This window comes from Kitasatospora sp. CB02891, assembly GCF_002803145.1.
Taxonomy (GTDB): Bacteria; Actinomycetota; Actinomycetes; order Streptomycetales; family Streptomycetaceae; genus Kitasatospora; species Kitasatospora griseola.
This window is the reverse complement of the sequence record NZ_NNBO01000005.1, coordinates 63,782-87,117: the sequence shown is the minus strand read 5'-3', so window position 1 is coordinate 87,117 and position 23,336 is coordinate 63,782. Positions and strand designations below refer to the sequence as shown.

Sequence of the window (23,336 nt, the reverse complement as noted above, 5' to 3'; positions counted from 1 at the left end):
CGCCGGGCCATCGGTTTTCGCCCGCTCGGGCGGAATCACCAAATCGGCGTCCCGCGCCGGGAGTTCGCTGATTTGATGGCACGAAGGGACAGTCGGGGGTTCACGGGGGGTGCGATGACTCGGGAGAGTGCGCAGGTGCGGCTGCGGCCGTCGCCGCAGTACCGGCGGCGGCGGGCGGCCGTCGCGCTGTTCGCGGCCGGTGCGTTCGTCGGCTGCGGGCTGCCGGTGCTCACGGGCGTGGCGACGCAGCCGCTGCCGATACTGGTCGACGGCGTGACGGCCGTGGTGTGGGCGGTGGTGCTGGTCCGGCAGGCGCTTCACGCCTTGGCGCCCACCACGGTGGTGGTCGATCCCGAGTTCCTCGAACTCCGCGGCGGCCTGCGGAAGGTCCGGCTGCCCTGGGACGCGGTCGACGGGGTGTGCGTGCTCCCGATGCGCGGCTTCGTGGCCGCCTACGAGGCCCCGTACTTCCGGGGCTCGCTGCTGGTGCGGACCTCGCTGGTCGACCGGGGCGGGCTGGAGGTGAGCGGCTCGCCGCGCTGGTCGGTGCCGTGGCACGGGATCCTGCTCGACCTGGCGCCGCTGGCGGTGCCGGCGGAGCGCCTCGACGAAGTGTTCGTCCCGCGGCTGTCGGACCGGTGGGGCGGGACGACCCGGCTGCCGGACGGCCCCGGCGCGGCCTCGGTGTTCGCGGCGGGCGCGCTGCTGACCTGGTCGGGCCGGGTCGTGCTGCGGCTGGCCCAGCTGGTGCTGCTGCTGGTGGTCGCGGGCTCCGTCCTCATCATGACCGCGCTCGACGACTACTCCCCCTTCCAACCGTTCCTGGTGGTCCTCACCCTGGCGGTGTTCGGCGCGATCGGCACCCGGCGGCTGATCCTGCGGCTGTCCCGGCCCTGCGAGTTGCGGGTGGAGAACCGGGGCGTCGTGGTGACCGTCGGCGGCTACGAGCGGGCCGTGCCGTGGCCCGAGATCGCCTCGCTGGAGATCGGGCAGCGCACCGTCCCCCGCGCCGGGCAGCAGATCCCGGTGCGGGCGGTGCTCGCCCGGCTCGACCCGGGGGCGAGCCCGCCCGCGAAGCTGCCGCACTGGTCCTTCCGCGCCGACGGGCAGGCCGTGCAGCTCCTGCCGCTGACCTCGCCGGTGCTCGCCCAGATGGACGGACTCACGGTCTTCCCCGCCCAGTTGGCGAACGCGCTCGCGCCGTACCACGCGAACCTCCTGCCCGGGCACACCGTCCGGGCCGAGTCCGTCGCGGGCGCGGCCGTCACCGTCCGGGTCGGCCCGGACCGCGGCTCGGCGCACCGGAGCATCGGCGCCGCGCTGCGCGCCACGTCGGACGACCGGCCGCGGCGGCTGCTGATCGAACCCGGCCGGTACCGGGAGGCGGGGCCGCTGGTGCTGTCCGGCACCGTCGAACTGGTCAAGGCGTGGGGCGCGGGCGAGGTGGTGATCGAGACCCCCGAGGATTCCGCCCTGGAGTGCGCGGGCCAGGTCACGCTCGACTCCCTGGTGCTGGAGGGCCGCGGGCCCGTCGCCGTCGCCGTCACCGGCCACCTGGAACTGCGCCACTGCCGGATGGACGGCCCGGCGGAGTGCGCGCTGCTCGCCTCGCAGGGCGCCGAACTCGTCCTGCGGGACAGCGAGATCATCGCGGGCCGGACCGAACTCGTCGGCGCCACCGGCACCTTGGAGCGCACCGCGTTCCGCTCCGCCCGGGGCCACGCGCTGGTGCTGAAGGACCGCGCGAAAGCCACCGTCACCGAGTGCACGGTGACGGACAGCCGGGGCCGCGGCATCGACGTCACCGCCGCGTCGACCGCGGAGATCCGCAGCTGCGAGTTCCGGGGCACCGGCGACACCGCCGTCGCCGCGGGCGACCACACCGCGGTGCAGATCCTCGCCTCCCGGATCGACGAGGTGCACGCCACCGGCATCTCCTACGACCACCAGGCGCAGGGAACCGTCCAGGCCACCAACGTCAACGGCGCCACCACCGGGCTGTACGTGGCCCGCGGCGCCGACCCCAAGGTCCGCGACTGCCAGTTCGCGGGCTGCCGGGACACCGGGGTGGTCGTCGAGGACCAGGGACGCGGGCGACTGGAGAAGTGCCGGATCGACCGGGCCGGCCGCCTGGGCATCGGCGTCGCCTCCGGCGGCGTCCCCACGGTCGACGACTGCTTCATCACCTTCGGCGCCACCGGCGTCCTGGTGCACAAGGCGCGCGGCACCTTCGCCCGGTTGGAGATCCGCGACCACTCCGACAGCGCCGTGGAGATCCAGGAGGGCTCGGCGGTGGAAATCACCGGGCTGCGCCTGGAGCGCTGCAAGAACGGCGTGTTCGGACACGGCACCGGCGTGACCGTCCAGCTGAAGGGCGCCGTCATCAGCAAGGCGACCGCCTCCGGGCTGGTGCTGGAGGGCAGCGCACGAGCCACCGCCGAACAGATCACCATCGAACAGCCCGGCCTGTTCGGCCTGAACTGCCGCGACAGCAGCCGACTGACCGCCCACGGCTGCACCATCGCGAAACCGGGCGAGGTCGGACTGCTGGCCTTCACCAACACCACGGTGGAGATCAACACTCTGGAGATCACCAACACCCGGGGCCGGGGCATCCGAGCGTGCAACAACAGTCAGTTGATCCTCACCAAGGTCCGAGTGCACGGCGCCGGGGGCGACGGCATCAGCCTGGAGGACGACGTGTACGGCCGCCTGGAGGACTGTGAGATCACCGGCTGCACCGGCGAGGCCGTGGTCCCCAACGAACGGGTGGTGCTGGAGAACCTCCGCACCGGCGACACCCCGGAGGACATCCTGCAGCCCGAGGCCGGCCCGATCGCCGAACTCCAGCGCATGATCGGCCTCGCCGAGGCCAAGCGGCAGGTCGACGTCCAGATCGACCTGGTCCGGCTGGCCCGCTGGCGCACCGACGCCGACCTCCCCCCGCCGCCGCGGGCCCACCACCTGGTCTTCTCCGGCCCGCCCGGCACCGGAAAGACCACCGTGGCCCGGCTGTACGGCCAGATCCTGGCCGGACTCGGCGCGTTGAAGAAGGGCCACCTGGTGGAGGTCGCCCGCGGCGACCTGGTCGGCGAGTACCTCGGACACACCGCGCAGAAGACCCGCCAGGCCTTCGACCGCGCCTCCGGGGGCGTGCTGTTCATCGACGAGGCGTACAGCCTGGCGCGACGCTTCGGCTCGAACAGCGACTTCGGCCAGGAAGCCATCGACGTCCTCACCAAACTGATGGAGGACCACCGGGACGACGTCGTGGTCATCGCCGCCGGCTACACCGAGGAGATGCGGGCCTTCCTCGACTCCAACCCCGGCCTGCGCTCCCGCTTCTCCCGCATCCTCGAGTTCGAGCCGTACGACCCCGACGAACTCGCCGAGATCGTCGCCCGCGAAGCCGACCGCCACGCCTACCGCCTCGCCCCCGAGGTGGTGGACCTCCTCGTCGAACGCTTCACCCGTCGCGAACTGCGCGGCGACCCCGCCAACGCCCGCGACGCCCGCACCCTGCTGGAGGAGATGGTCGAACACCAGGCCTCCCGGCTGGCCGGCGGCGACACCCCCGGCCGGGAGGACCTGGTGGTGCTGCTGGCGGACGACCTTCCCGAGGAGAACACCTGGCTGTGAACACCGACGAAGCCTTCGACCTCCTCGCCGCCCGCCTCGACCAGGTGGCGACCGACCCCGACCTCATGCCGTGGTTCGGCACCGCCGAGGCCCACGCGGCCGCCGCCGTCCTCCGGACTGCCGGGGTGCCGCCCGGCTCGGACGTCCCGCCGGAGCACGCCCTCGCCCTCGGCTTCAGCGACCTGCTCGGCTTCTGGGCCGACGACCAGCGCGACCCGTCCCTCCTCGGCGAGACACTGCTCTGCCTGCAACTGGCCCGCCGCCACTTCCCGGAACGGGTCGCGCCGGAGTTCGCGGAGGTGCTCGCGGTGATCGACGGGGAGAGCCCGCCGACCGGGCCGAGCGTCGAACGGGCGCACGCCGCCGGGATCGCGCTGGTCATGGCGTACCAGCGCTGGCGGCACCCCGGCGCGCCCGCCGCGGCCGTCCCCCTGCTGCGCCACGCGGCGGCCGAATGCCCGCCGGACACGCCGCTGCGGGGCGCCGTCCTCTCCGCACTCGGCGTGGCCCTGCTGAACGACCACTTCGACCGCACCGACCTGTCGTCGCTCGCCGAAGCCGTCCAGGCCTGCCGCGCCGCCGTCGCCGCCGTGCCGGGCGCACCCGGCGAACAGGCCCGCCGCCACGCCAACCTGGGCACCGCCCTGCGCTTCTGGTCCGACGCCGGCCTCGCCGACGGCGCCATCCGCGAGGCCGTCTCCGAGATCCGCACCGCACTGCGCCTCTGCCCGCCGGACGATCCCCAACTCGCCACCTGCCGCGTCGAACTGGGAGTGGCCCTCACCCAGTCCGCCGTCTTCTTCGGCGACCGCCCCGCCCTGCCGGAAGCCGCCGCCGTGCTCCGCGAGGCGCTCCGCACCGCCGACCCCTCAGACCGCGCCGGCCACCCGGAACGGCTCTGCTACCTGGGCCTGGTGCTGATCACCCAGGCCGGGGAGGCGGCCGGGGCGACGGCGGAGACCGGATCGCCGGCCGCGGCGGAGTCGGAGCGGGCGGCCGCGCTGCGGGCCGAAGGCGTGGCGCTGTGCCGGCAGGCCGCCGAGAGCGCGCCCACCGACGCCACCCGGCGGCAGTACCTGTGCAACCTGGGTCTCATCCTGCTCAGGTCCGCGGCCGTGGACGACGCCGGGGCCACGTCGCTCGCGCTGACCGCGGCGTACGAGTCGGCCGAGCTCTCGCCGGTCGGGAGTGCGCTGTTCGCCGACACCCGGGGGCTGCTCGCCCTCGCCCTGACCAGGCGCTACCTGACGGACGGGCAGCCGGCGGACCTCGCGGCGGCCGTCGCCCGGGCCACCGAGGCCTTCGAGGCCACCCCGGCGTCGATGCCGTCGCACCGGGTCGAGCAGGGGAACACCCTGGCGAACCTGCTGGGTCTGCGGGCCGAGGCGGACGGCAGCGACGATCCGTCGGCCGAACCGCTCGCGCTGCTGCGGGGGCTCGTCGGGGAGTTGCCCGCGCCCTCGGTCGAACGGGCGCAGGCGCTGCGGTACTTGGCCGACTGCCTGCTCGAATCCGCGGTGCGGGACGATCGGGAGGAGCGGGCGGCCGAAGCGGTGGCACGCTACCGGGAGTGTCTCGAACTTCCGTCCCCCGGGCCGGGGTTCGAGGCGGAGGTGCGGTTCTCCCTGGGCACCGCCCGCGCCCGGCGGGTCGCGCCGGGCGACCGGGACGCCTGGCAGCGGTCCGTCGCGTCGATGACCGGGGCGATCGCCCTGCTGCCGGTCGGCGACCCGCGGCGGATCGAGCTGGAGTTCCGGCTCGGCACCCGCTGGGTGCAGCACGCGGACGACACCCGTGACCCGGCCGCCCGCCTGGAGGGCGCCCGGGTGCTGCGCGCGGTCGTGGCGGCCGACCAGGAGTGCACCGCCGCCGACCGGGTGCTCCACCGGACGACGTTGGGCGCGGCCGTGCTGGGCCTCGCCGAGCACGGCGGCATGGAGGAACTGGTGGCCGGGGCGGCGGGCCCGCTCGAACAGGCCCTGGAGCTGGTCCCGGCCGGCGACCCGCGGCGGCCGCACCTGGCCGTCCTGTCCGCCGGGGTGTTCTCCTCGGTCGCCTGGATGCGCTCGGACATCGCCGCCCTCGACCGGGCCTCCGAGCTGCTCGCCGAGGCCCTGGCCGGGCCGGACGGAGACGATGCGGACCCGGACCCCACCGACCGGGCGGAATTCCTGGCCGCGCTCGGCCGCAACCTCCGGCTGCGCTACCACCTCACCGGCGACCCGACGCACCTGAAGCACGCCGTCGAGCGCCTCCGCGAGGCCATCGCCCTGACCGCGCCGGAACCCGACCCGGCCGCCCTCAGCGGGCTCGCCACCTGCCTCGCCAACCTGCACGGCTACCGGCCGGACCCGCGGCTGCGCACCGAGGCGATGGAGTACTGCCGCGCCGCGCTGGACCGGCTGCCCGCGGACGACCCGGAGCGCGCCTCGATCCAGGCCGACCTCGGCTACCTCGAATGGTCGGTGGCCGTCGAGTCCGGCGAGGCCGAGCGGCTGGACGGCGCCCTCGGCACGCTGAGGGCCGCCGTCGACGTCGCGCCGGACGGCCACGACACCCGCGGCCTGGCCCTCACCAACCTCGGCGTCGCCCTGCTCGACCGGGCGGGCCGGACCGGCGACCGCGCCTGGGAGCTCCAGGCCGTGGCCGTGTTCCGGGCCGCGCTGGAGCACACCGGGCCGTCCTCGGCGCAGCGCCCGGTGGTGCTGAACAACCTCGCCATGGCGCTGCTCGACCTGTCGGGGACGACCGGGACCGGGGAGTCCGCGCTTCGCGAGCAGGCGTTCGCGCTGCTGAAGGAGGCCGCGGAGCGGCGTCCGGGGATGTCCCTGGCCCGGGAGCGGGCCGCGCTCAACCTGGCCGTGCTGCGGTTCGCGCAGGCCCGCTCGACGAAGGACCTGCCTGCCACCGCCGAGGCGTTCCGGCGGTTCGACGTGCTGCTCGGGGAGCTGGGCTCCCCGCATCCGCTGCGCCCGCTCGCGCTGGCCCGGCTCGCCGACGCCGCTCTCGGCCTCGCGGACCTGCTCCCCGAGCGCGCCGCCCGGCCAGTCCTGCGGCGGGCGGCCGCCGCTGCCCGCGAGGCCCTCGCCGACGACGCGGCGAACGCCGCGCCGGTCTCCGCGCTGGCCCGGCGGGCGCTGGCCCGGGCGCAGGTGCGGCGGGCCAAGGGCGGCGAACGGGTCGACCTGGCCGAGGCGATCCGGCTGATCCGGCGCACGGCCGAGGACCGGGCGTTCCCGCCGCACACCCGCCTCCAGGCGGCGCGGATGTGGGGCAGCATCGCGGCCGACGCCGGCCTGCCCGCCGAGGCCCTGAACGGTTTCAAGCACGCGGTCGCCCTGCTTCCCGGCGTGGCGCCCCGCCACCTGGCCCGGCTCGACCAGGAGGACCGGCTGGCGTCCTCCTGGGGGGTGACCAGCGCGGCGGCGACGCTGGCGATCCTGGCCGGCGACCCCGCCGGGGCGCTGACGCTGCTCGAACAGGGGCGGTGCGTGCTGCTGGCGCAGGGCCTGGAGTACCAGGGCGACCTGTCCCGGCTGCGCGAGCTCGACCCGGCCCGCGCCACGGAGTTCGAGGCGATCCGGGACCGGCTGAGCCGCGAGCACCCCCTCGCGTCGGCGGAGGCGTCCGACACGTTCTTCGCCCAGGGCGCGGCGGGAGCGGATGCGGCCGCCCTGCGGGACGCCGAGGAGCGCCACGCCACGTCCCGCCGCTGGGACCGACTCCTGGAAGAGATCCGCACGTTGCCCGGCCTGGAGGACTTCCTGCGCCCGCCGACCGTCCATCAGCTGCTCTCGGTGGCGGAGCGCGGCCCCGTGGTGGTGGTCAACGTCAGCGACTACGGCGCGCACGCCCTGCTCCTGGTCGCGCCCGCCGGCGGCCCGCCGCGCATCGAGGTGGTGGAGTTGCCGGACCTCACGCCCCTGCACATCACGGTGGCCCTACATGCCTTCACCGAGGAGTCGATCGACGCCGCGTACGGGGACCAGGGCGTGGACCGGGCCACCCGGACGATGAAGGCGCAACGCGCCGCCCTGGCGTGGCTGTGGGAGGCCGTGGCCGCGCCCGTCCTGGACCGGCTCGGCCTGCGCGGGACCCCGCTGGACGGGGAGCCGTGGCCGCGGCTGTGGTGGTGCCCGACGGGCCGGCTGGCGTTCCTGCCGCTGCACGCCGCGGGCAAGGGCCAGGGCATTCCCGGCACCTGGGCGATGGACCGGGCGGTGTCCTCGTACACGCCGACGCTGCGGTCGCTGCTGCGGGCCCGCCGCAGGCCTGCCGACGCCGGTCCGCCCCGTCGCCGCCCCGCTCCGCTGGTGGTCTCGCTCGCGCAGACGCCGGGCGGCCCGCCGCTGCCGGGCGCCGGGCCCGAGGCCGCGCTGGTGGCCGAGCTCTTCCCCGACGGTCTGCGGCTGGACGGCGGGCAGGCCACCGTGGAACGGGTGCGCCGGGCGCTGTACCGGCACTCCTGGGTGCATTTCAGCTGTCACGGCGTCAGCGACCCGGCCAGCCCGTCGAACAGCGGACTGGTCCTCCACGACGGCCGGCTCAGCGCCCTCGACCTGTCCGCGCGCCGCCCGGTCGACGCCGAACTCGCCTTCCTCTCCGCCTGCTCGACCTCCCAGGGCGGCCTCGACCTGCCGGACGAGGCGGTGCACCTGGCGCCGTCCTTCCAGCTGGCCGGCTTCGCCCACGTCGTCGGCACGCTCTGGAGCGTCTCCGACAAGATCGCCCGCCACGTCACCGGGGAGTTCTACGCCGCGCTGTCGGAGGACGCCGCCGAAGGCCTGCCGTTCGACCCGTCGCTCGCCCTGCACCAAGCCGTCCGATCACTGCGTGAACGCCTGCTGCCCGCAACGCACTTGTGGGCCGCGCACGTCCACATCGGGCCGTGAGCCCCGGCCCTCAGGACTCCGGTCCGCCGTTCTCCGGCTTCTCGCTCTGCGCCGTGCCCGACGCACCCTCGGGGCCCTGGTCGGGTTCGGCCGCTCCGTCGCCGATCCGGAAGATCCGCCGGTCGCGGAACTCGTCGACCAGGCTCTCCGGTGACGTGCCGTCACCGCTCCCGCGCTTCTTCGGGTCGTTCCGACCGCTCCGTGCCGCTGCCATCCTGCTGCTCCCTCCGTGTCACCGGCACCGGTGCCGGCGTCCGTCCTGTCTCCGGCGGCGCCAGCAGTTCCAGCACCTCGATCTCGCTGCCCTTGACGTACACCCCGGTGGTGCCGGGCACCCGGCCGAGGAACGTCCCGTCGCGGTCCAGCCGCCACTGCGACTCCAGGTAGATGTCCTGCGGCTGCGGGAACGCGGACACCGCCGACCTCGATCCGAGCCAACCGCCCACCCACAGGCCGCCCTTGAGCCGGATCCGGACGAAACCGGGGTCGCGGTCGGCGAACAGGAAGTCCCAGGCCGTCGGCGTCGGCTCGTAGTGCGCCCGCTCGCGCCGCCGCCGCACGGACGCCGCCGCCCACGCCGCACCGGCCGGCACCACCACGACCAGCAGCAGCACCGCCAGCCCGGCCTGCCGCGGGTGCCGCAGCACCGCGGCGAGCGGCCCGCCGTCGCCCTCGCCCAGCAGCCGCACCACCCAGGGGCCCGCGATCACCGCGTACACCGCGTCCAGCAGCCCGCTGATCGCGAGCGCCCGCAGCGCACGGTTCTGCGGCTCCTGCTCGGAGGCCTGCGGCCCGCGCAGCCGGTCCGAGACGGCCTGGTAGAAGACCCCGGGCAGCATCAGCGCCACCAGGATGGCCAACTGCTCGACCGTACTCGGAAGCACCGCGCCACCCCTCCCGACCTCTGCCGCAGCACCTCACCCTAGCCGAGTCCGCCGACAGCCCGCCTGCGGTTCAACCGAGTTGACGGTCCGTCATGATCCCTCTCGGCGGAGCGGCATGCCGCCGAGCGGGCTGTTGACCACCAGCGCCACCGACCCCTCGGCCAGCCACGCGTGCCCGGGGTGGTGGTCGATGTGCCAGTGCCCGCCGTCGTCGGCGGACGCCATGTCCCGCAGCCCCTCCGCCAGCAGCTCCCGGCCGTCCGCATCACCGAGGACCACCAGCACCCGTCGCCCGGCATCGACGCGGATCATCACCCCGGGACCGTCCGTCCCGACCACCTCGACCCCCGTCAACTCGCCGTCCTCGACGGTGAGATGCCCCTCCGCTGCGTCCAAGGCCACCGCCAGGGCGGTCAGTTCCTCGGCCGTCCCCTCGACGTCGACCTCGCCGTACTCGGAGTACCAGGACAGTTTCACGTCTCCGCTCCCCCCGTCAGGCCAGGATCGCGCGCGTGACGGCACCGGTCAGCGGTGTGAGCCGGGCCGACAGCTTGTCGAAGTCGACGGTGCGGCCGTCGGACCACTGCGCCATGCCGACCAGCATGCCGTGGTCGGCGACCGTGAACCCCTGCACCCGCGGGCTGTCGGCCGGGAGTCGACGCAGTCCGGAGCCGTCGGGCGGGAGCTGGACGGCGACCTGGTACGACTCGACGTGCTCGGCCAGCACGTTCACCAGGCGGACACCGTCCATCGGGTCCTTCATGGTGAACAGCGCCAGGTTGTACTGGTTGCCGTCGGCGTCCTTGTACAGCGCCACGTCGACCCCGACACAGCCGTGCCCCTGGACGATCAGCCCGGCCAGGGACGGCCCCACGAGGTCGGAGCCCGTGCAGTCGGGATTCGCCGCCTTCGCCACCAGCGTGTACCCCTGCACCTTCTCCGGAAAGACCGTCAGCGGTATCGCGCCACTCGGCGCCCCGGCCGCCGCCGCTGCCGGTGCCGCCGACGTCGCCGACGCCGTCACGGACGGAGCGGGCGCAGCCGTGACGGCCGGCTCCCGGTCCGAGGGCCGCGTCAGGTACGCGACCCCGCCCACCGCCGCCAGCAGCACGGCGGCCGCCGGCAGCACCAGCCAACGCCCCGGCCGCCGCCGCGCCGCGGGCGGCTGAAGCTGCCGCCCGGCACGTTCGGCGGCGCGTTCGGCGGCACTGGGTTCGTGCACGGCGTTGCTCTTCTCGAATTCCCTGACGAACCCTTCCCACAGGTCGTCACCGGGCTCTTTCGTGGTCACAGCCCCCAGACCCTAGTGATCACCACTGTCATTGGGAAGTCGATTCCCCCCACCGCCGGACCGCCCTCCATTGACGCGTATCCGCCAGGCCCGGAACGGGACTTGAGCACCGGATCCGACACTCGGGAATCCGCGCCGGCCCGAATCGCGGAACACCGTCACGCGGCCGTCCGGCACAGCTGCGCGAACGAACTCATCGGCGCCCGTCAGTCCGCCGCGTCCACCGGCTCGATCCGCCATCGCAGTACCGTCCCGCCCGTCCCGTCGGGTTCGAGGGTCACCGGGTGGACCCGGCCGAGTTCCCGTTCGCCGTGATGGGTCATCGAGTGGTCGGCCGGGTCCCAGTCGATGCCGAGCATCCGGCAGCCGGCGACCTCGATCGCGCCGGCCAGCAGGGGGTGGTTCGCCGCGGCGCGCTGGAAGAGGTGGCAGTCGGTGTGCTTGTCGACCGTGACCGCGACGCCCTTTCGGCGCAGGCCGCCCCGCCATGTCCCGATCTCGGCCGCGAGCGCCTCGGCCTCGGCCACCGGCAGGTCGGGCCGGCCCCAGGGGGCGCCCTCGTACGGCGCCGTCCGCTGCCCGCCGAACTGTGCGTGGGCGTCGTCCGCGTGGAGCCCCCAGTAGCTGACATCGGCGAGACCGTCGGCCGGTTCGCCCGCCGGTCCGATCCAGGCGTCGAGCGCGACGCCGTCGCCGACGACCGTGCCGCACCGGTCGACCGGGAGGTCGCCGAGCGGGATCGGGTCGTCGCCCTCCCCCGTCCACGGCACGCCGAGGTCGACCTCCAGCAGCGAGATCACCGGCTCCTCGGTGTACCAGGACAGCGCCGTCCGGGCCCGAACCCGCAACTCCCCGCCCCCCGCGGCTCGGACGGCCACCGCCTCGCACTCGCCGTCCCACAGGTGCCCGCCCCCGCCGGCCGCCGCCGCCCCGGCCCGCTCGGACAGCGGCGCCCCGAGCTCCGGCCACCGGTCGATCCACGACGCCATGCCGAGCACCAGCACCCCGGACGGCGCCGTGACGAACCCCAGGTCAACGTATTCCTCACTCACGCACCCCATTGTCCCGGCAGCCGCCCCGACGCCCTCCCCCGGAGCCGGCCCGCGCGGCGGGGACCGCACGGACCGACCGGACGCGGCGGGTCAGCAGCTCGGTCACTGGGCCCGCCGCTGCCGACCAACGGCGACCCGATCCACGCCCTCTAGTTCGCTCCCCGACGGCACCGCCCGGTACGCGAGCGGCCGGCCCATCCCGTTCCAGCGCTTCGACATCGGCCCTGCCACGGCGGCCGATAGGGTCTGCTCGGCGGAGGTCTCACCGCCGAGCAGTGGCGCCGCTTCCTGCCCGGCATCCCCTACCGGAAGACCTGCCCCTGACCTTGCCGCGCATCTCATCGGCTAGTCTGCACGGCCATGGGTGAGCTGATAGTGATCAGGCACGGCCAGACCGAGTGGAGCCTGTCGGGGCGTCATGCCGGCCGCACCGACGTCCTGTTGACGGCGGCCGGCGAGGCGTCGGCGCGGGCGCTCGCGCCACGACTCGCGGCCCGCCGGTTGGTCGCCGTCGTCAGCAGCCCGCTGAGTCGCGCCGTTCGGACGGCCGAGCTCGCGGGGCTGACGGGCGCCGTCCTCGACCCCGACCTCCTCGAATGGGACTACGGCGGTTACGAGGGCCTGACGGCGGATCAGATCGAGCGGACCCGGCCGGGTTGGGACTTGTGGCGGGACGGTGTCGTCCCCGGCGACGCGCCGTACCCGGGCGAGCAGCTCCAGCAGGTGGCCGACCGCACGGACGCGGCGCTGGACCGGATCCGTCCGCTGCTGGCCGAAGGCGATGTCGCCGTCGTCGCGCACGGTCACCTGGCCCGCATTCTCACCGTCCGCTGGCTCGGCCTCGACCCGTCCGCCGCCGGCCTCCTCGGCCACCCCGACCCCGGCACCCTCGCCGTCCTGGCGGTCGAACACGGCCGCCCGGTGCTCTCCGCCTGGAACGTCCCGTAGAAATCGATGGCCGCGCGGGCGGGTCGGCGCCACCGTCGTGGACGTGCCCGCACTGTTCCTGATGGTCGGCCTCCCGGGGGCCGGCAAGACCGCCACGGCCCGTCAACTCGCCGAGCAGCACCGCGCGTTGCGGCTGCCAGCGGACGGGTGGCTGCTCCCGCTGTTCGACCGGGCCGAGCCGGGCGACAGGCGCGACGTCCTGGAGGGGCGGATGCTCCGGCTCGCGCTGGACGCGGTCCGGGTCGGCGTCGATGCGGTGGTGGACTTCGGCTGCTGGTCGCGGGACGAGCGGTCCACCGGCCGGCTGCGGCCGAAGGCGCGCAGTGCCGTCTCGTGCACCTGCCGATGGACGCCGTCACCCGGCGCGCCCGGATCGCCCACCGCTGGGCGACCCGTCCCGACCGGGCCTGCTCGATGACCGAGGCCCAAGTCCGCGACGGCCGCGACCGGTTCGAGGAACCGGACCTCGCCGAACTCTCCGACGGGCCCGTCCCCGCGGCGCCCCCGGGCCACTCCGACTGGCGCGTCTGGGCCGCCGCCGACCGCCGGCCGTCGTTCACCTGACAGTGCCGCCGCCGGTCAGGTGCCGGTCGGCGTCCGGGGCCAGTTGCGCAGCATCGCTGCGATGATGCGGGGCCGGGCCAGTCCGGCCGGGGAGCCGGTGAGGCTGACGGCGTTCCAGACGGCGGTCGCGACCTCGGCGTCGGTGGCCGCGGCCCGCATGGTGGCCCGGAAGGATTTGGCCAGCAGGGCGGCGAGGGCGGGGCGGGTGCCCGGGACCTGGGGCATGGACCTGTCGGCCAGGGCGGCGAACAGCCAGGAGAGTTGCAGGGATTTCGCGGCGGACCGGTAGAAGCGCCGGGGGAGATCACGGGTGCCGTCGGCGAGGCATCCGCGCAGCGCGGCGGCTTCGAGCGCGGCGACGGTCATGCCGGCGCCGTAGATCGGGTTGAGGCTGCAGATCGCGTCGCCGATGGAGATCAGGCCGTCGGGCAGGCGGCGGAGCCGGTGGAAGTCCCGGCGCAGCGAGTGGGGGTAGGCGAACGAGGCGACGTCGGTGACCGGCTCGGCGCGCCGGAGCGCCTCCCACGCGGCTGCGGTCGCCAACTCCTGGGCGAAGCGCAGGAATTCGTCCGGCGCGGTCGGCGGGTGGTCCTGGCTGCCGAATCCGTACAGGGAGAGCACCCAGATGTCGTTCTCCTGCGCGGTGAGGACCAGGCCGCGCGGGCGGGCGGGGGTCGCGCCGACGAGCAGCGCCTTGCCCTGGCCGAGCGCGCCCGGGGGGAGCCGGTAGCGGCGGCTCGCGTATGCGACGTCGACGCGCATCCGCTGTTCAACGGGCTTTTCGTAGCCCAGGGTTCTCAGCCAGGTCGCGCCCCGGCCGGCCCGGCCCATGGCGTCCACGACGAGGTCGGCGTCGAGGTCCTCGGCGGTGTCGGGCGCGCCCGGCCGCGCCACCCGGGCGCCTGTCACCCGGGCGTGGTCGGGCGTGGTGAGGGGGGCGATCGCCTCCCGGCCGTCCAGCAGGGTGACGTTGGACGCGGCGCAGACCTTGGCCCGCAGGCGGTCCTCCAGGAAGGGCCGGCTGGTCTGGAGCACCGTGCCCACCGGCACGTTGCGCAGCAGGGAGCCGAAGAACACGATGTCGACCTCGCTCAGTGCGGTGGCGAGGGTGGCGCCGTCGGCGGCGAGTTCGGCGGCGAAGCCCGGGAAGAACTCCTCCAGGACGGTCGCGCCGCGGACCGTCAGCGAGTGCACGTGCGCCCCCTGCGGAGCACCGCGCCGGGTCGTGCCGTCGCCCGTGAGGGTGTCGCGTTCGACGAGGGTGACCCGGTCGAAGACCTCGGCGAGGGCCCGGGCGGCGCACAGGCCGCTGATGCCGGCGCCCAGCACCAGGGCGTGGCCGGTGCCGGTCTCCGTACCGCGACGTGCCAGGTTCACCGTGGGATCCGATCCGTGAGGGGGTCGCAGGGGCCCCGTGCCCGCCACGCGGGCCCCTCACACCTGGCGACCGATGATGTGCGCCCGGTGATCGAATTCCGCCGCAACCGGCGCATCCCTGAACCACTTCCTTGACATTGCCATGCCGAGGACGTGTTCGTACCATCAGGCCTACCGGCGTCGATCCGCCGTCAACGAGCGCTAGCAGGAAGCGGGTTCGTCCATGACTGCTGCACCGCCCACCCTCCGCCGGCCCTTCGTCGGCCTCGCACTCCTCCTGGCCGCCGCACTGTTCGGCGCCGCCCCGAGCGCCACCCCTGCCGCCGCCCAGCAGGCCGCCGCACAGCAGGCCCCCGTCCGGCCCGCGGCGGCCGCGCAGAGCTGGGGCGACGACTTCGACGGCCCGGCGGGGGCGGCCGTCGATCCCGCCAAGTGGACGGTGGAGACCGGCGGTTCGGGCAACGGCAACCACGAGCTCCAGTACTACACGGCGGGCGCGGCGAACGCCGCGCTGGACGGGCAGGGGCACCTGGTGATCACCGCCCGGCGGAACACCGATGCGGGGCTGGGCTGTTGGTACGGGACCTGCCAGTACACCTCGGCGCGGCTGAACACCGCCCGCACCTTCACGCAGGCGTACGGGCACTTCGAGTCGCGGATCAAGATCCCGCGCGGGCAGGGGATCTGGCCGGCGTTCTGGATGCTCGGCAACGACATCGGCACGGTGAACTGGCCGAACAGCGGCGAGATCGACGTGATGGAGAACATCGGGCGGGAGCCGGGCACGGTGCACGGCACCATTCACGGGCCGGGCTACTCGGGCGCGGGCGGCATCGGCGCGCCGTACTCGCTGCCGGCCGGGCAGGCGTTCGCGGACGACTTCCACGTCTTCGCCGTCGACTGGAGCCCGTCCGCCCTCACCTGGTCGGTGGACGGCCGCGCCTACCAGACCCGCACCCCGGCCGACCTGGGCGGCAACCGCTGGGTGTTCGACCACCCGTTCTTCGTGATCCTCAACCTGGCCGTCGGCGGCGACTGGCCGGGCAGCCCCGACGGGTCGTCGACGTTCCCGCAGACCATGGTGGTCGACTACGTCCACGCCACCACGTCGGGCACCGGCCCGCTGCCGTACACCGGCCGGATCACCGGCCCGGGCGGCATGTGCGTGGACGTGGCGGGGGCCTCCAGCGCCGACCGCACCCCGATCCAGTTGCACAACTGCACCGGCAACGCCGCCCAGCAGTGGACGGTCGGCCTCGACGGCACCGTCCGCGCGCTCGGCAAGTGCCTGGACGTGGACGCGGCCTCGCACAGCGACGGCGCGGTGATCCAGCTGTACACCTGCAACGGCACCGGCGCCCAGCAGTGGTCGTACGGCGCCGGCCACGACCTGGTGAACACCGGCTCCGGCAAGTGCCTGGACTCCCCGAACGGCTCCTCCGCCGACGGCACCCGGCTCCAGCTGTGGACCTGCAACGGCACGCCCGCCCAGCGGTGGACGCTGGGCTGACGCACCGTCAGTCGGTGACCGGTCCGAGCGGGGTGACCGCGACGGTGAGCCGGCCGGTGGTGTTGATCTTCGCGTTGTCGAAGGTCTGATCGGTGACGGAGAGCTGCACCAGCTGTCGGCTGTCCGTCACCACGCAGATGGCGCTGCCCCGCTGGAGGCCGAGGCTCGCCAGCGAGGAGCGGTCGCCGGTGCCGACCCGGAACCTCGTCAGCGAGCCGCTGTTCGCCGCCCGCAGGCAGGTCTCCCGGGTGACCGGCCAGTTGGGCGCCAGCACCCCGCCGATCCGCCCGTCGCCGGACGGGACCTCGAACTCCGCCGTCGCGGCGTCGACCATCAGCAGATCGATGTGCGCCCGGTCGCCGTCCGCACGCTGCTGCCACTCCTCGTCGGTCGTCAGCTGCGAGCGGCCGGACGGCAGGTCCAGGTCGATCACCTGCACCTTGCCCTGCGGGGCCCGCTCCAGCACGATCCGCTCCAGCGCCGGGCCCGGTGCGGCGGAGGTGGCGGAGCCGGCGGGCGCGCCGCTGTTCTCCGGCGCGCCCGGCGCCGGGGCCGGCGGCGCGGCGCGGTGCTCGCCCCGGTCGGCCAGGTACAGCCCGGCCAGCAGCCCGCACCCGATCAGCACCGCGACCACCGCCGCCGCGCTGCGTTGGCGCCTGCGCGCCGGTGCCTGATCCGGATCCATCTGCACTCCCGAGTTCGTGTGGACGGCGGTCAGTCGGTGACGGGCCCCAGCTCGGTGACCTCGACGGTGAGGCGGCCCGCGGTGGAGGGATCGTCGTTGTCGAACTCCCGGTCGGTGACGACGGCCTGCACCAGCTGGTGGCGGTCCGTCAGCACGCAGACGGCGCCGCCCGGTTGCAGCCCGGCCCGGTCGAGCTCGGAGCGGTACTGGTTGGAGATCCGGAGCCGCTCCAGCAAGCCGCTCCGGGCCGCCCGGAGGCAGGGCTCCCGGGCGACGGGCTCGCCGGGCTTCAGCACCCCGGCGGTCCGGCCGCCCCGGCCGGGACTTCGAACTCCGCCCAGGAGGCGTTGGACGTCACCAGGTCGAAGGACTTCTGGTCCTTGGCGTCGCGCAGCCGCCACTCGTCGTCGGTGATCCGCTCCGAGCGGCCCGACCGCCGGTCCAGGTCGATCACCTGGAGCTCGCCGAGCCCGCTCCGTTGCAGCACGATCCGCTCGGGCCTCGCCCCCGGCGTGACGGGTGCGGGGGGGGCGCGGCGCTGCTCCCCTGCGCCGTCACCGCAGGCCCGGGCGCCGGCGGTGCGGGGCGCTCCTCGTGCCGGGTGACCTGGTACAGCCCGAACACCGGGCCGGACACGCTCAGCACCGCGACCGCGCCGAGCACGCCGCGGCCGCGCCCGGAGTCGTAGTGGTGCACGGTGTGCGAGTTGTCGATGGTCTGGCTCCGGCCGGCCTGGTAGGCGTTGCCGTCGCGGACCTGCGCGTCGAAGGACCGGTCGGGTCCGGTCACCGGTGGAAGACCTGGTCGCGCCCGGCCTGGTAGACGTTGCCGCGGGTGACGGCGGCGTGGAACACCGTGCCGCCGGCCGCGGGGCGCTGCTCGGGCGGCAGGGCGGGGGCGAGTTCCTCGTCCAGGACGCGGCGGATCTCGGCGGCGAGCGCCGGGTCGTCGCCGATCAGCCGGCGGAAGCGGCTCTCCCGGTCGCCCGCGAGGGAGGCCGGCGTCTCGTCCTCGGTGCCGGCCGCGCGGGCCCGCAGCACGTCCTCGCGGGAGTCGTCGAGTTCCTGCGAGATCGACTCGGCCCGCTCGGGCCGCAGTCGGCGCCAGGCCCCGGTGACGGCGCTCTTGGCGCCCTCCCACGCGTCGGTGGCCAGCAGCGTCACCACGGTGGTCGCCGCCTGCCCGGCGAGTACGGCCGCCGTGACCTGGTCCGGTTCAATCTGTGCTACCCCGTTCGTCGGAAAGCGCACCTGACAGCCGTGGCCTTCCTTGGCCCGCCCCCGTTTGACGTGCCGTCACGGCTCGGTCGGGACCTGGCTGAGCGGGGCCGCCAGCGACTCCAGGCTGCGGCGCTCCGCCTTGACGCCGATCAGGGCCTCGACCAGGCCGGCCAGCGTCATCAGGCCCGCCCCGATGCAGAACGCCAGGGTGGCGTCGCCGACCTGGCCGCTGGAGACCAGGCCGTTGAAGAGCAGCGGGCCGGAGATGCCGCCGGCGGCGGTGCCGACGGCATAGAAGAAGGCGATGCACAGCGCCCTGGTCTCCAGCGGGAAGATCTCGCTGACGGTGAGGTAGGCGGCGCTGGCCCCGGCGGAGGCGAAGAACAGCACGACCGTCCAGCAGGCGGTCATGGTGGTGGCGTCCAGCGAGCCGCGCTGGAACAGCCAGGCGGTGCCGAACAGCAGGACGCCGGAGCCGATGTAGGTCCCGGCGATCATCGGTCGGCGGCCGACGGAGTCGAAGAGGTGGCCGAGCAGCAGCGGGCCGAGGAAGTTGCCGACGGCGATCACCGCGAAGTAGTAGCCGGTGTCGCCGGCGGGGACGTCGAAGAACGTGGTGAGGATCGCCGCGTAGCCGAAGGTGACGGAGTTGTACAGGAAGGACTGGCCGATGAACAGCGCCAGGCCGAGGACCGTACGGCGCGGGTAGTGCGAGACCAGGGTGCGGCCGATGGTGACGAAGCCGATCGGACCGCGCTCGCGGATCCGGATCGGTGGTTCGTCCACCGGCGGCAGGGGCCCGCCGGTCTCCCGTTCGACGATCCGTTCGGCCTCGGCGACGATTTCCTCGGCCTCCCGGCGGCGGCCGTGGGTGATCAGCCAGCGCGGGCTCTCCGGGACGTGCCGGCGCACCAGCAGGATGACCAGCCCGAGCACCACGCCGATGCCGAACGCCAGCCGCCAGCCGACGTCGGTGGCGAACAGCGAGGTGTTGAGCAGCGCGATCGAGGCGAACGCGCCGATCGCGGCGCCGATCCAGAAGCTGCCGTTGACGATCAGGTCGATCCGGCCGCGGACCCGGGCGGGGATCAGCTCGTCGATGGCGGAGTTGATCGCCGCGTACTCGCCGCCGATGCCGAAGCCGGTGAAGAACCGGCAGAGGAAGAAGAACCAGGCCGTCCAGGAGAACGCGGTGACGGCGGTCGCGGCGAGATACACCGCGAGGGTGATCATGAACAGCTTCTTGCGGCCCAGCCGGTCGGTGAGCCAGCCGAAGAACAGCGCCCCGCAGCAGGCGCCGGCCACGTACAGCGCGGCGGCGGTGGTGGTGACCTGGGCGGTGCTGATCGCGATGCCGCTGCCGGGCTCGGCCAGCCGGGCGGCCAGGTTGCCGACGACGGTGACTTCCAGGCCGTCCAGGATCCACACGGTGCCGAGGCCGATCAGGATCCGCCAGTGCCAGGGCGACCACGGCAGCCGGTCGAGCCTGCCGGGGACGGCGGTCTCCACGGCCACGGCCGACTGGCGTTGCGGTGCGGACATCTCGACCTCCGTCGAACGCCCCCCGCGCCCGGCCGTTCCGGACGCACCGTCAACGCGTGTGCCCGGTAAGGGAGGTGGCGCACACCTGGCCGTCGGCCGATCAGCTCAACACGGAGCGGACGAGCGCGGCGGCAAGGCGGGCCAGGTCGTCGCCGGGGACGAGGGCGGCGAGCGCGTCGGGGCTGCGGGGCAGGCCGAGTCCGGCGGCGGCGGTCAGCGCGCGGCGGTCGAAGAACGGGCGGAGTTCGGGCCAGACCAGCTGCGCCTCGCGGCGGAAGACGTCCGCGCCGACCGGACCGATCCGGGGCACTTCGCGGAGCAGCCGCCCGATCGCGGCCGGGTCGCGGCCGGCCTCCTCGCGCAGCCGCCGCAGGTCGCCGCGCCAGCGCCGCCGGACGAGTTCGGCGCCCTCGCCGAGCGCGGTGGCGGTGCTCTCGTCGTAGCGGACGTAGCGGGCGCGGCCGAGCAGGTCCACCCGCTGCTGCCAGGTGGAGTCGGCCATCGCGCGCGGGGTGCGCAGCTGGGCGGCGAACAGTTCGCGGGCGGCGGCGACGGCGGTGTCGGCACGGATCCGGATCGCGCACAGCTGGGTGAGGACCAGCAGTCGGTACAGCGGCGCGGGGGTGTCGCGCAGCCGGATGCCGGCCTGTTCGGCGTAGGTGGTGCCGTGGCGGTCGAGCAGGTCGGCGACGGCGGTCACGGGTCGACGGGCGGCCGGGCCTCCAGGTGGTCGCCGAGGATGCGGGTGTCGAAGCGGGGCTGCGGGGCGGTGGCGGGGCCCTGGACGGGGTGGCCGTCGCTGAGCCGGAACCGGGACCGGTGCACGGGGCACTGCACGCAGCCGTCGATCAGTTCGCCCGCGGCGAGCGAGCCGGCCATGTGGGTGCAGCGGTCGGCGAGGACGGTCCAGCTGTCGTCGGAGCCGTGCACCACGACCACGGCGACCTCGCCGAGCCGGCGGCGCACCGGGACGTCGGCGGGGAAGTCGTCGGTCTCGCCGAGCGGGTGCCAGTCGGGCGGGGCAAGCCGGAACTCGGCCTCGGCGTGGGCGGCGCCGGCGGCCTGCCGGAAGGCCAGGTGTCCGCCGAGCGCGGCGGTGAGGCCGATGACGGTGGTGCCGCTCAGTCCGAGCATCCGGCCGCGCAGCGGGTGGCCGTGGCGGCGGGCGCGCAGCGAGCACAGGTGCAGCAGGGCGCCGGTGACGGCGCTCGCGGCGTGCACCAGTCCGGTGCGGCGCTGGGCGGGCGGCAGCCGGGACCAGTCGACCCAGCCGGACCACAGCACGGGCGGCAGGCTGATCAGCCCGGCGGCGGTCAGTCGGCGGGCGGCCCGGTCGTCACCGCCGGTGACGTCGAGCAGTCCGGCGGCCAGCCAGCAGCCGATCGGGGTCTGGACGAGCGCCGGGTGCAGCGGGTGGCCGAGCGGGACGCCGTGCAGGACGTCGCGGGCACGGCCGAGCGGCAGGGCCTGGATGAAGTCGGCGAGGCGCTCGGCGACCGGGTCGAGGAACGTCCAGTGCCCGGGGACGTCCAGCCAGTCGGCGGGGCCTGAGTGCAGTTGTTCCATGTGGGGGCGGCTGTCCGTTGTGTCCTGCCTCAAACCCGGGGGTGTGTCCTGCCTCAAACCCGGGGGCGGGGCCTCAGTCGGCGCCGCGCTCCTCGACGAAGGACTTGAACCGTTCCAGATCGCCGCGCACCCGCCGGTCGATCACGCCCATGGTGTCGGCGGCGTGGTGGGCCGTCCCCTGCGGGTCGTAGTCCATCGCGAGGCGCACCTCGCAGCGGTCGTCGTCGAGCCGGGCGAAACTGACCACGCCCTGCTGCCGGATGTCGCCGCCGACGGCCTGCCAGGCGATCCGCTGCTCGGGCTGCCGGTCGACGATCTCGGTGTCGAACTCGCGCGGGACGCCGGAGAAGCTGGTCCGCCAGTGGCTGTGCCGCTCGTCGATCCTGGTCACCTGTTCGACGCCGTCCATGAATCGGGGGAAGTCCTCGACCTGCGTCCACTGGTCGTACGCGGTGCTCAGCGGGACGTCCACCTCGACGGTCTCCTGGATCATGCTCATGCGCGCTCTCCTCCGTCTCTCGTCGCATCGCCCCCGGCCGGGCGTCTGACCGGTTCGGGGTGGGTCAAACCCGTACGGCCCGTCGGCGGGCGGAGCGTCTCCAGCCACACCCGTTTGCCGCCGCCGGGAACGGGCTCACTGCCCCAGACCGCGGCGAGCCGGTCGACCACCCGCAGCCCGTGGCCGCCGGGCCGGGCGGGGGCGCACCGTGCGCGCAGCACCGGCATCCGGTCGTCGCCGTCGCACACCGCGACCCGCAACAGCGGTCCGCACCTGGTCAGTTCCAGCGCGTACGGGCCGACCGCGTGCTGGCAGGCGTTGGTGACGAGTTCGCCGGTCATCAGCAGGACGTCCTCGGCGGCGGCCTTCCCGTCGGCGTCCCGCGCGGGCAGCCAGCCCCACGCCAGCAGGGCCCGGCGGGTGAACTCGCGGCTGCGGGCGACTGCCCCGGACGCGGCGTCCAGCGGCAGGCGGCGGCGCTCGGTGCGGCCCGCAACGGGCCGGTCCCGCCCTCGCTGCCCGCCCGGCCCTTTCGCACCGACCGCAGGTCGCGGGTCCACGGTACGAACACCTCCTGCCGACCGATGCGGCTCTCCGCCCGAGGGCGGCTCGGTCCGCGCGGCTACCCGGTCCGGCGGGGCTCAATCACTCGCGGTGTCCGTCACGACCCCCGTCCCGCCCTCGATCTGTTCGCGCAGCCCGGTCAGGGTGGCGGCGAGGATCCGCGAGACGTGCATCTGCGAGACGCCGATCTCGTGGGCGATCTCGCTCTGGGTGAGTCCGCCCCAGAACCGCAGCAGCAGCACGGTGCGCTCCCGCTCGGGCAGCCTGCTGAGGAACGGCCGTGCGGCGACGCGCAGTTCGGCGAGTTCGAGTTCCGGGTCGCAGCAGCCGAGCCGGTTGATCAGGGCGCTGCCGGTGTCGTCGGAGTCGTCGTCGCGCAGCGAGTCCAGCGAGTCGCAGCGGCACAGCCTCCCGGCGTCCAGTCCCTCGGCCGCCTCGGCCTCGGTGACGTGCAGCTCCTCGGCGAGTTCGGCGGTGTCGGGCAGCCGACCGAGATCCTGTTCGAGCCGGTCGGAGGCGCGGGCGGCGGCCAGGTAGCGCTCCTGCACGCTGCGCGGGACCCGCAGCGGCCACGAGGTGTCCCGGAAGAACCGCTTGATCTCGCCGGAGATGGTCGGGATCGCGTAGGTGACGAACTCGACGCCGCGGTCCGGGTCGAACCCGTCGACGGCCTTGATCAGGCCGATGGTGCCGACCTGGAGGATGTCGTCGAGCTCCTCGGGGCGGTGCCGGAACCGGGCGGCGACGAACCGCACCAGCGGCATGTTGAGTTCGATCACGGTGCCGCGCACGTAGCTGTACTTCGGCTCCTCGCGCGGCAGTTCGGCCAGCCGCCGGAACAGCGCGTCGCTGAGCCCCCGGGCCTCGAACTTGCCCATGGCGCGCATCTCGCGCCGGGTCGGCCGGTACATCGGGTCGACGTCGCGCACCGGGTCGGTGCGGCGCGTCGGGTCGGCGCCCGGGCCGGTGGCGGGGCGGCCGCTCGTGGCGCGGCGCTGGTGACGGTCGTCGTGCGGCCGGGCGGCGGCGCGGCGGTGCGCCGACGGCTGGCGGCTGATCATGGTGGTCACGGGGAGTCATCTCCCGGGGACGGCGAGGGACCC

Annotated in this window: 23 protein-coding genes; 6 read left to right on the top strand and 17 right to left on the bottom strand. The window is 74.6% G+C overall.

What is annotated here, in order from left to right; genetic code table 11:
* The first annotated feature begins 114 nt into the window (after positions 1-114).
* A complete protein-coding gene (locus CG736_RS13610) occupies positions 115-3,639 on the top strand; it encodes a right-handed parallel beta-helix repeat-containing protein (protein ID WP_157815570.1) in 3,525 nt (1,174 codons plus the stop codon).
* Entirely contained in the window at positions 3,636-8,531 is a 4,896-nt protein-coding gene (locus tag CG736_RS13605) for a CHAT domain-containing protein (protein WP_100586469.1), read from the top strand. Before CG736_RS13610 ends, CG736_RS13605 begins: the two co-directional genes overlap by 4 nt.
* A gap of 10 nt (positions 8,532-8,541) precedes the next feature.
* Here CG736_RS13605 and CG736_RS13600 read toward each other — a convergent pair whose 3' ends face one another.
* The 5 genes from CG736_RS13600 to CG736_RS13580 form a co-directional block, all read right to left on the bottom strand.
* Positions 8,542-8,745 carry a hypothetical protein gene (locus CG736_RS13600; RefSeq protein WP_100586468.1) on the bottom strand — a complete coding sequence of 68 codons (204 nt, stop codon included), beginning with the start codon at positions 8,743-8,745 and terminating at the stop codon, positions 8,542-8,544.
* Entirely contained in the window at positions 8,693-9,415 is a 723-nt protein-coding gene (locus tag CG736_RS13595; RefSeq protein ID WP_198520491.1) for a DUF6338 family protein, read from the bottom strand. The genes CG736_RS13600 and CG736_RS13595 overlap by 53 nt, the downstream gene beginning before the upstream one ends.
* A gap of 90 nt (positions 9,416-9,505) precedes the next feature.
* Positions 9,506-9,892, bottom strand: coding sequence for a hypothetical protein (locus CG736_RS13590; RefSeq protein WP_100586467.1), 387 nt, complete (start codon positions 9,890-9,892; stop codon positions 9,506-9,508).
* A gap of 16 nt (positions 9,893-9,908) precedes the next feature.
* Complete coding sequence (locus tag CG736_RS13585; protein WP_157815569.1) at positions 9,909-10,637, bottom strand: hypothetical protein; 729 nt, start codon at positions 10,635-10,637, stop codon at positions 9,909-9,911.
* A gap of 275 nt (positions 10,638-10,912) precedes the next feature.
* Positions 10,913-11,758 carry a hypothetical protein gene (locus CG736_RS13580; protein WP_100586465.1) on the bottom strand — a complete coding sequence of 282 codons (846 nt, stop codon included), beginning with the start codon at positions 11,756-11,758 and terminating at the stop codon, positions 10,913-10,915.
* A gap of 360 nt (positions 11,759-12,118) precedes the next feature.
* On the opposite strand from CG736_RS13580, the gene CG736_RS13575 reads away from it, so the two are divergent.
* From CG736_RS13575 to CG736_RS38900, 3 genes are read left to right on the top strand one after another with little or no spacing between them, the layout of a single operon-like run.
* On the top strand, positions 12,119-12,706 hold the full coding sequence (locus CG736_RS13575; RefSeq protein ID WP_100586464.1) for a histidine phosphatase family protein: 588 nt from the start codon (positions 12,119-12,121) through the stop codon (positions 12,704-12,706).
* Positions 12,707-12,749: 43 nt separating this feature from the next.
* Positions 12,750-13,124 carry an AAA family ATPase gene (locus CG736_RS13570; protein ID WP_369880189.1) on the top strand — a complete coding sequence of 125 codons (375 nt, stop codon included), beginning with the start codon at positions 12,750-12,752 and terminating at the stop codon, positions 13,122-13,124.
* Positions 13,121-13,270 carry a hypothetical protein gene (locus CG736_RS38900; protein WP_369880187.1) on the top strand — a complete coding sequence of 50 codons (150 nt, stop codon included), beginning with the start codon at positions 13,121-13,123 and terminating at the stop codon, positions 13,268-13,270. The genes CG736_RS13570 and CG736_RS38900 overlap by 4 nt, the downstream gene beginning before the upstream one ends.
* Before the next feature lie 15 nt (positions 13,271-13,285).
* Here the strand turns inward: CG736_RS38900 and CG736_RS13565 are convergent, their stop codons facing one another.
* Entirely contained in the window at positions 13,286-14,647 is a 1,362-nt protein-coding gene (locus CG736_RS13565) for an NAD(P)/FAD-dependent oxidoreductase (protein ID WP_100586463.1), read from the bottom strand.
* A gap of 223 nt (positions 14,648-14,870) precedes the next feature.
* On the opposite strand from CG736_RS13565, the gene CG736_RS13560 reads away from it, so the two are divergent.
* On the top strand, positions 14,871-16,157 hold the full coding sequence (locus tag CG736_RS13560) for a glycoside hydrolase family 16 protein (RefSeq protein ID WP_100586462.1): 1,287 nt from the start codon (positions 14,871-14,873) through the stop codon (positions 16,155-16,157).
* A 7-nt stretch (positions 16,158-16,164) separates the two neighbouring features.
* Here the strand turns inward: CG736_RS13560 and CG736_RS13555 are convergent, their stop codons facing one another.
* From CG736_RS13555 to CG736_RS13505, 11 genes are all read right to left on the bottom strand, one after another.
* A complete protein-coding gene (locus tag CG736_RS13555; RefSeq protein ID WP_100586461.1) occupies positions 16,165-16,842 on the bottom strand; it encodes a hypothetical protein in 678 nt (225 codons plus the stop codon).
* Positions 16,843-16,871: 29 nt separating this feature from the next.
* The gene (locus CG736_RS13550; protein WP_157815568.1) at positions 16,872-17,078 is read right to left on the bottom strand and encodes a hypothetical protein; all 207 of its coding nucleotides are present in this window, start codon (positions 17,076-17,078) and stop codon (positions 16,872-16,874) included.
* A gap of 53 nt (positions 17,079-17,131) precedes the next feature.
* Positions 17,132-17,296, bottom strand: a complete 165-nt coding sequence (locus tag CG736_RS13545; protein ID WP_157815567.1) for a hypothetical protein — start codon at positions 17,294-17,296, stop codon at positions 17,132-17,134.
* Positions 17,293-17,631 (bottom strand): hypothetical protein, encoded by a 339-nt coding sequence (locus CG736_RS13540; RefSeq protein ID WP_100586458.1) that lies wholly within the window; start codon positions 17,629-17,631, stop codon positions 17,293-17,295. Before CG736_RS13540 ends, CG736_RS13545 begins: the two co-directional genes overlap by 4 nt.
* Positions 17,628-18,092 (bottom strand): hypothetical protein, encoded by a 465-nt coding sequence (locus tag CG736_RS13535; protein WP_100586457.1) that lies wholly within the window; start codon positions 18,090-18,092, stop codon positions 17,628-17,630. Before CG736_RS13535 ends, CG736_RS13540 begins: the two co-directional genes overlap by 4 nt.
* A gap of 45 nt (positions 18,093-18,137) precedes the next feature.
* Positions 18,138-19,604, bottom strand: a complete 1,467-nt coding sequence (locus tag CG736_RS13530) for an MFS transporter (RefSeq protein ID WP_100586456.1) — start codon at positions 19,602-19,604, stop codon at positions 18,138-18,140.
* Positions 19,605-19,704: 100 nt separating this feature from the next.
* Positions 19,705-20,304, bottom strand: coding sequence for an endonuclease (locus tag CG736_RS13525; protein WP_100586455.1), 600 nt, complete (start codon positions 20,302-20,304; stop codon positions 19,705-19,707).
* Positions 20,301-21,170: a Rieske 2Fe-2S domain-containing protein gene (locus CG736_RS13520; RefSeq protein ID WP_100586454.1), complete on the bottom strand. Its 870-nt coding sequence runs from the start codon at positions 21,168-21,170 to the stop codon at positions 20,301-20,303. Before CG736_RS13520 ends, CG736_RS13525 begins: the two co-directional genes overlap by 4 nt.
* A 73-nt stretch (positions 21,171-21,243) precedes the next feature.
* The gene (locus tag CG736_RS13515) at positions 21,244-21,669 is read right to left on the bottom strand and encodes an SRPBCC family protein (protein WP_100586453.1); all 426 of its coding nucleotides are present in this window, start codon (positions 21,667-21,669) and stop codon (positions 21,244-21,246) included.
* The gene (locus CG736_RS13510; RefSeq protein WP_100586452.1) at positions 21,666-22,229 is read right to left on the bottom strand and encodes an ATP-binding protein; all 564 of its coding nucleotides are present in this window, start codon (positions 22,227-22,229) and stop codon (positions 21,666-21,668) included. The genes CG736_RS13515 and CG736_RS13510 overlap by 4 nt, the downstream gene beginning before the upstream one ends.
* An 81-nt stretch (positions 22,230-22,310) precedes the next feature.
* Positions 22,311-23,294, bottom strand: coding sequence for a SigB/SigF/SigG family RNA polymerase sigma factor (locus CG736_RS13505; protein ID WP_232734001.1), 984 nt, complete (start codon positions 23,292-23,294; stop codon positions 22,311-22,313).
* Between the last annotated feature and the right edge of the window lie 42 nt (positions 23,295-23,336).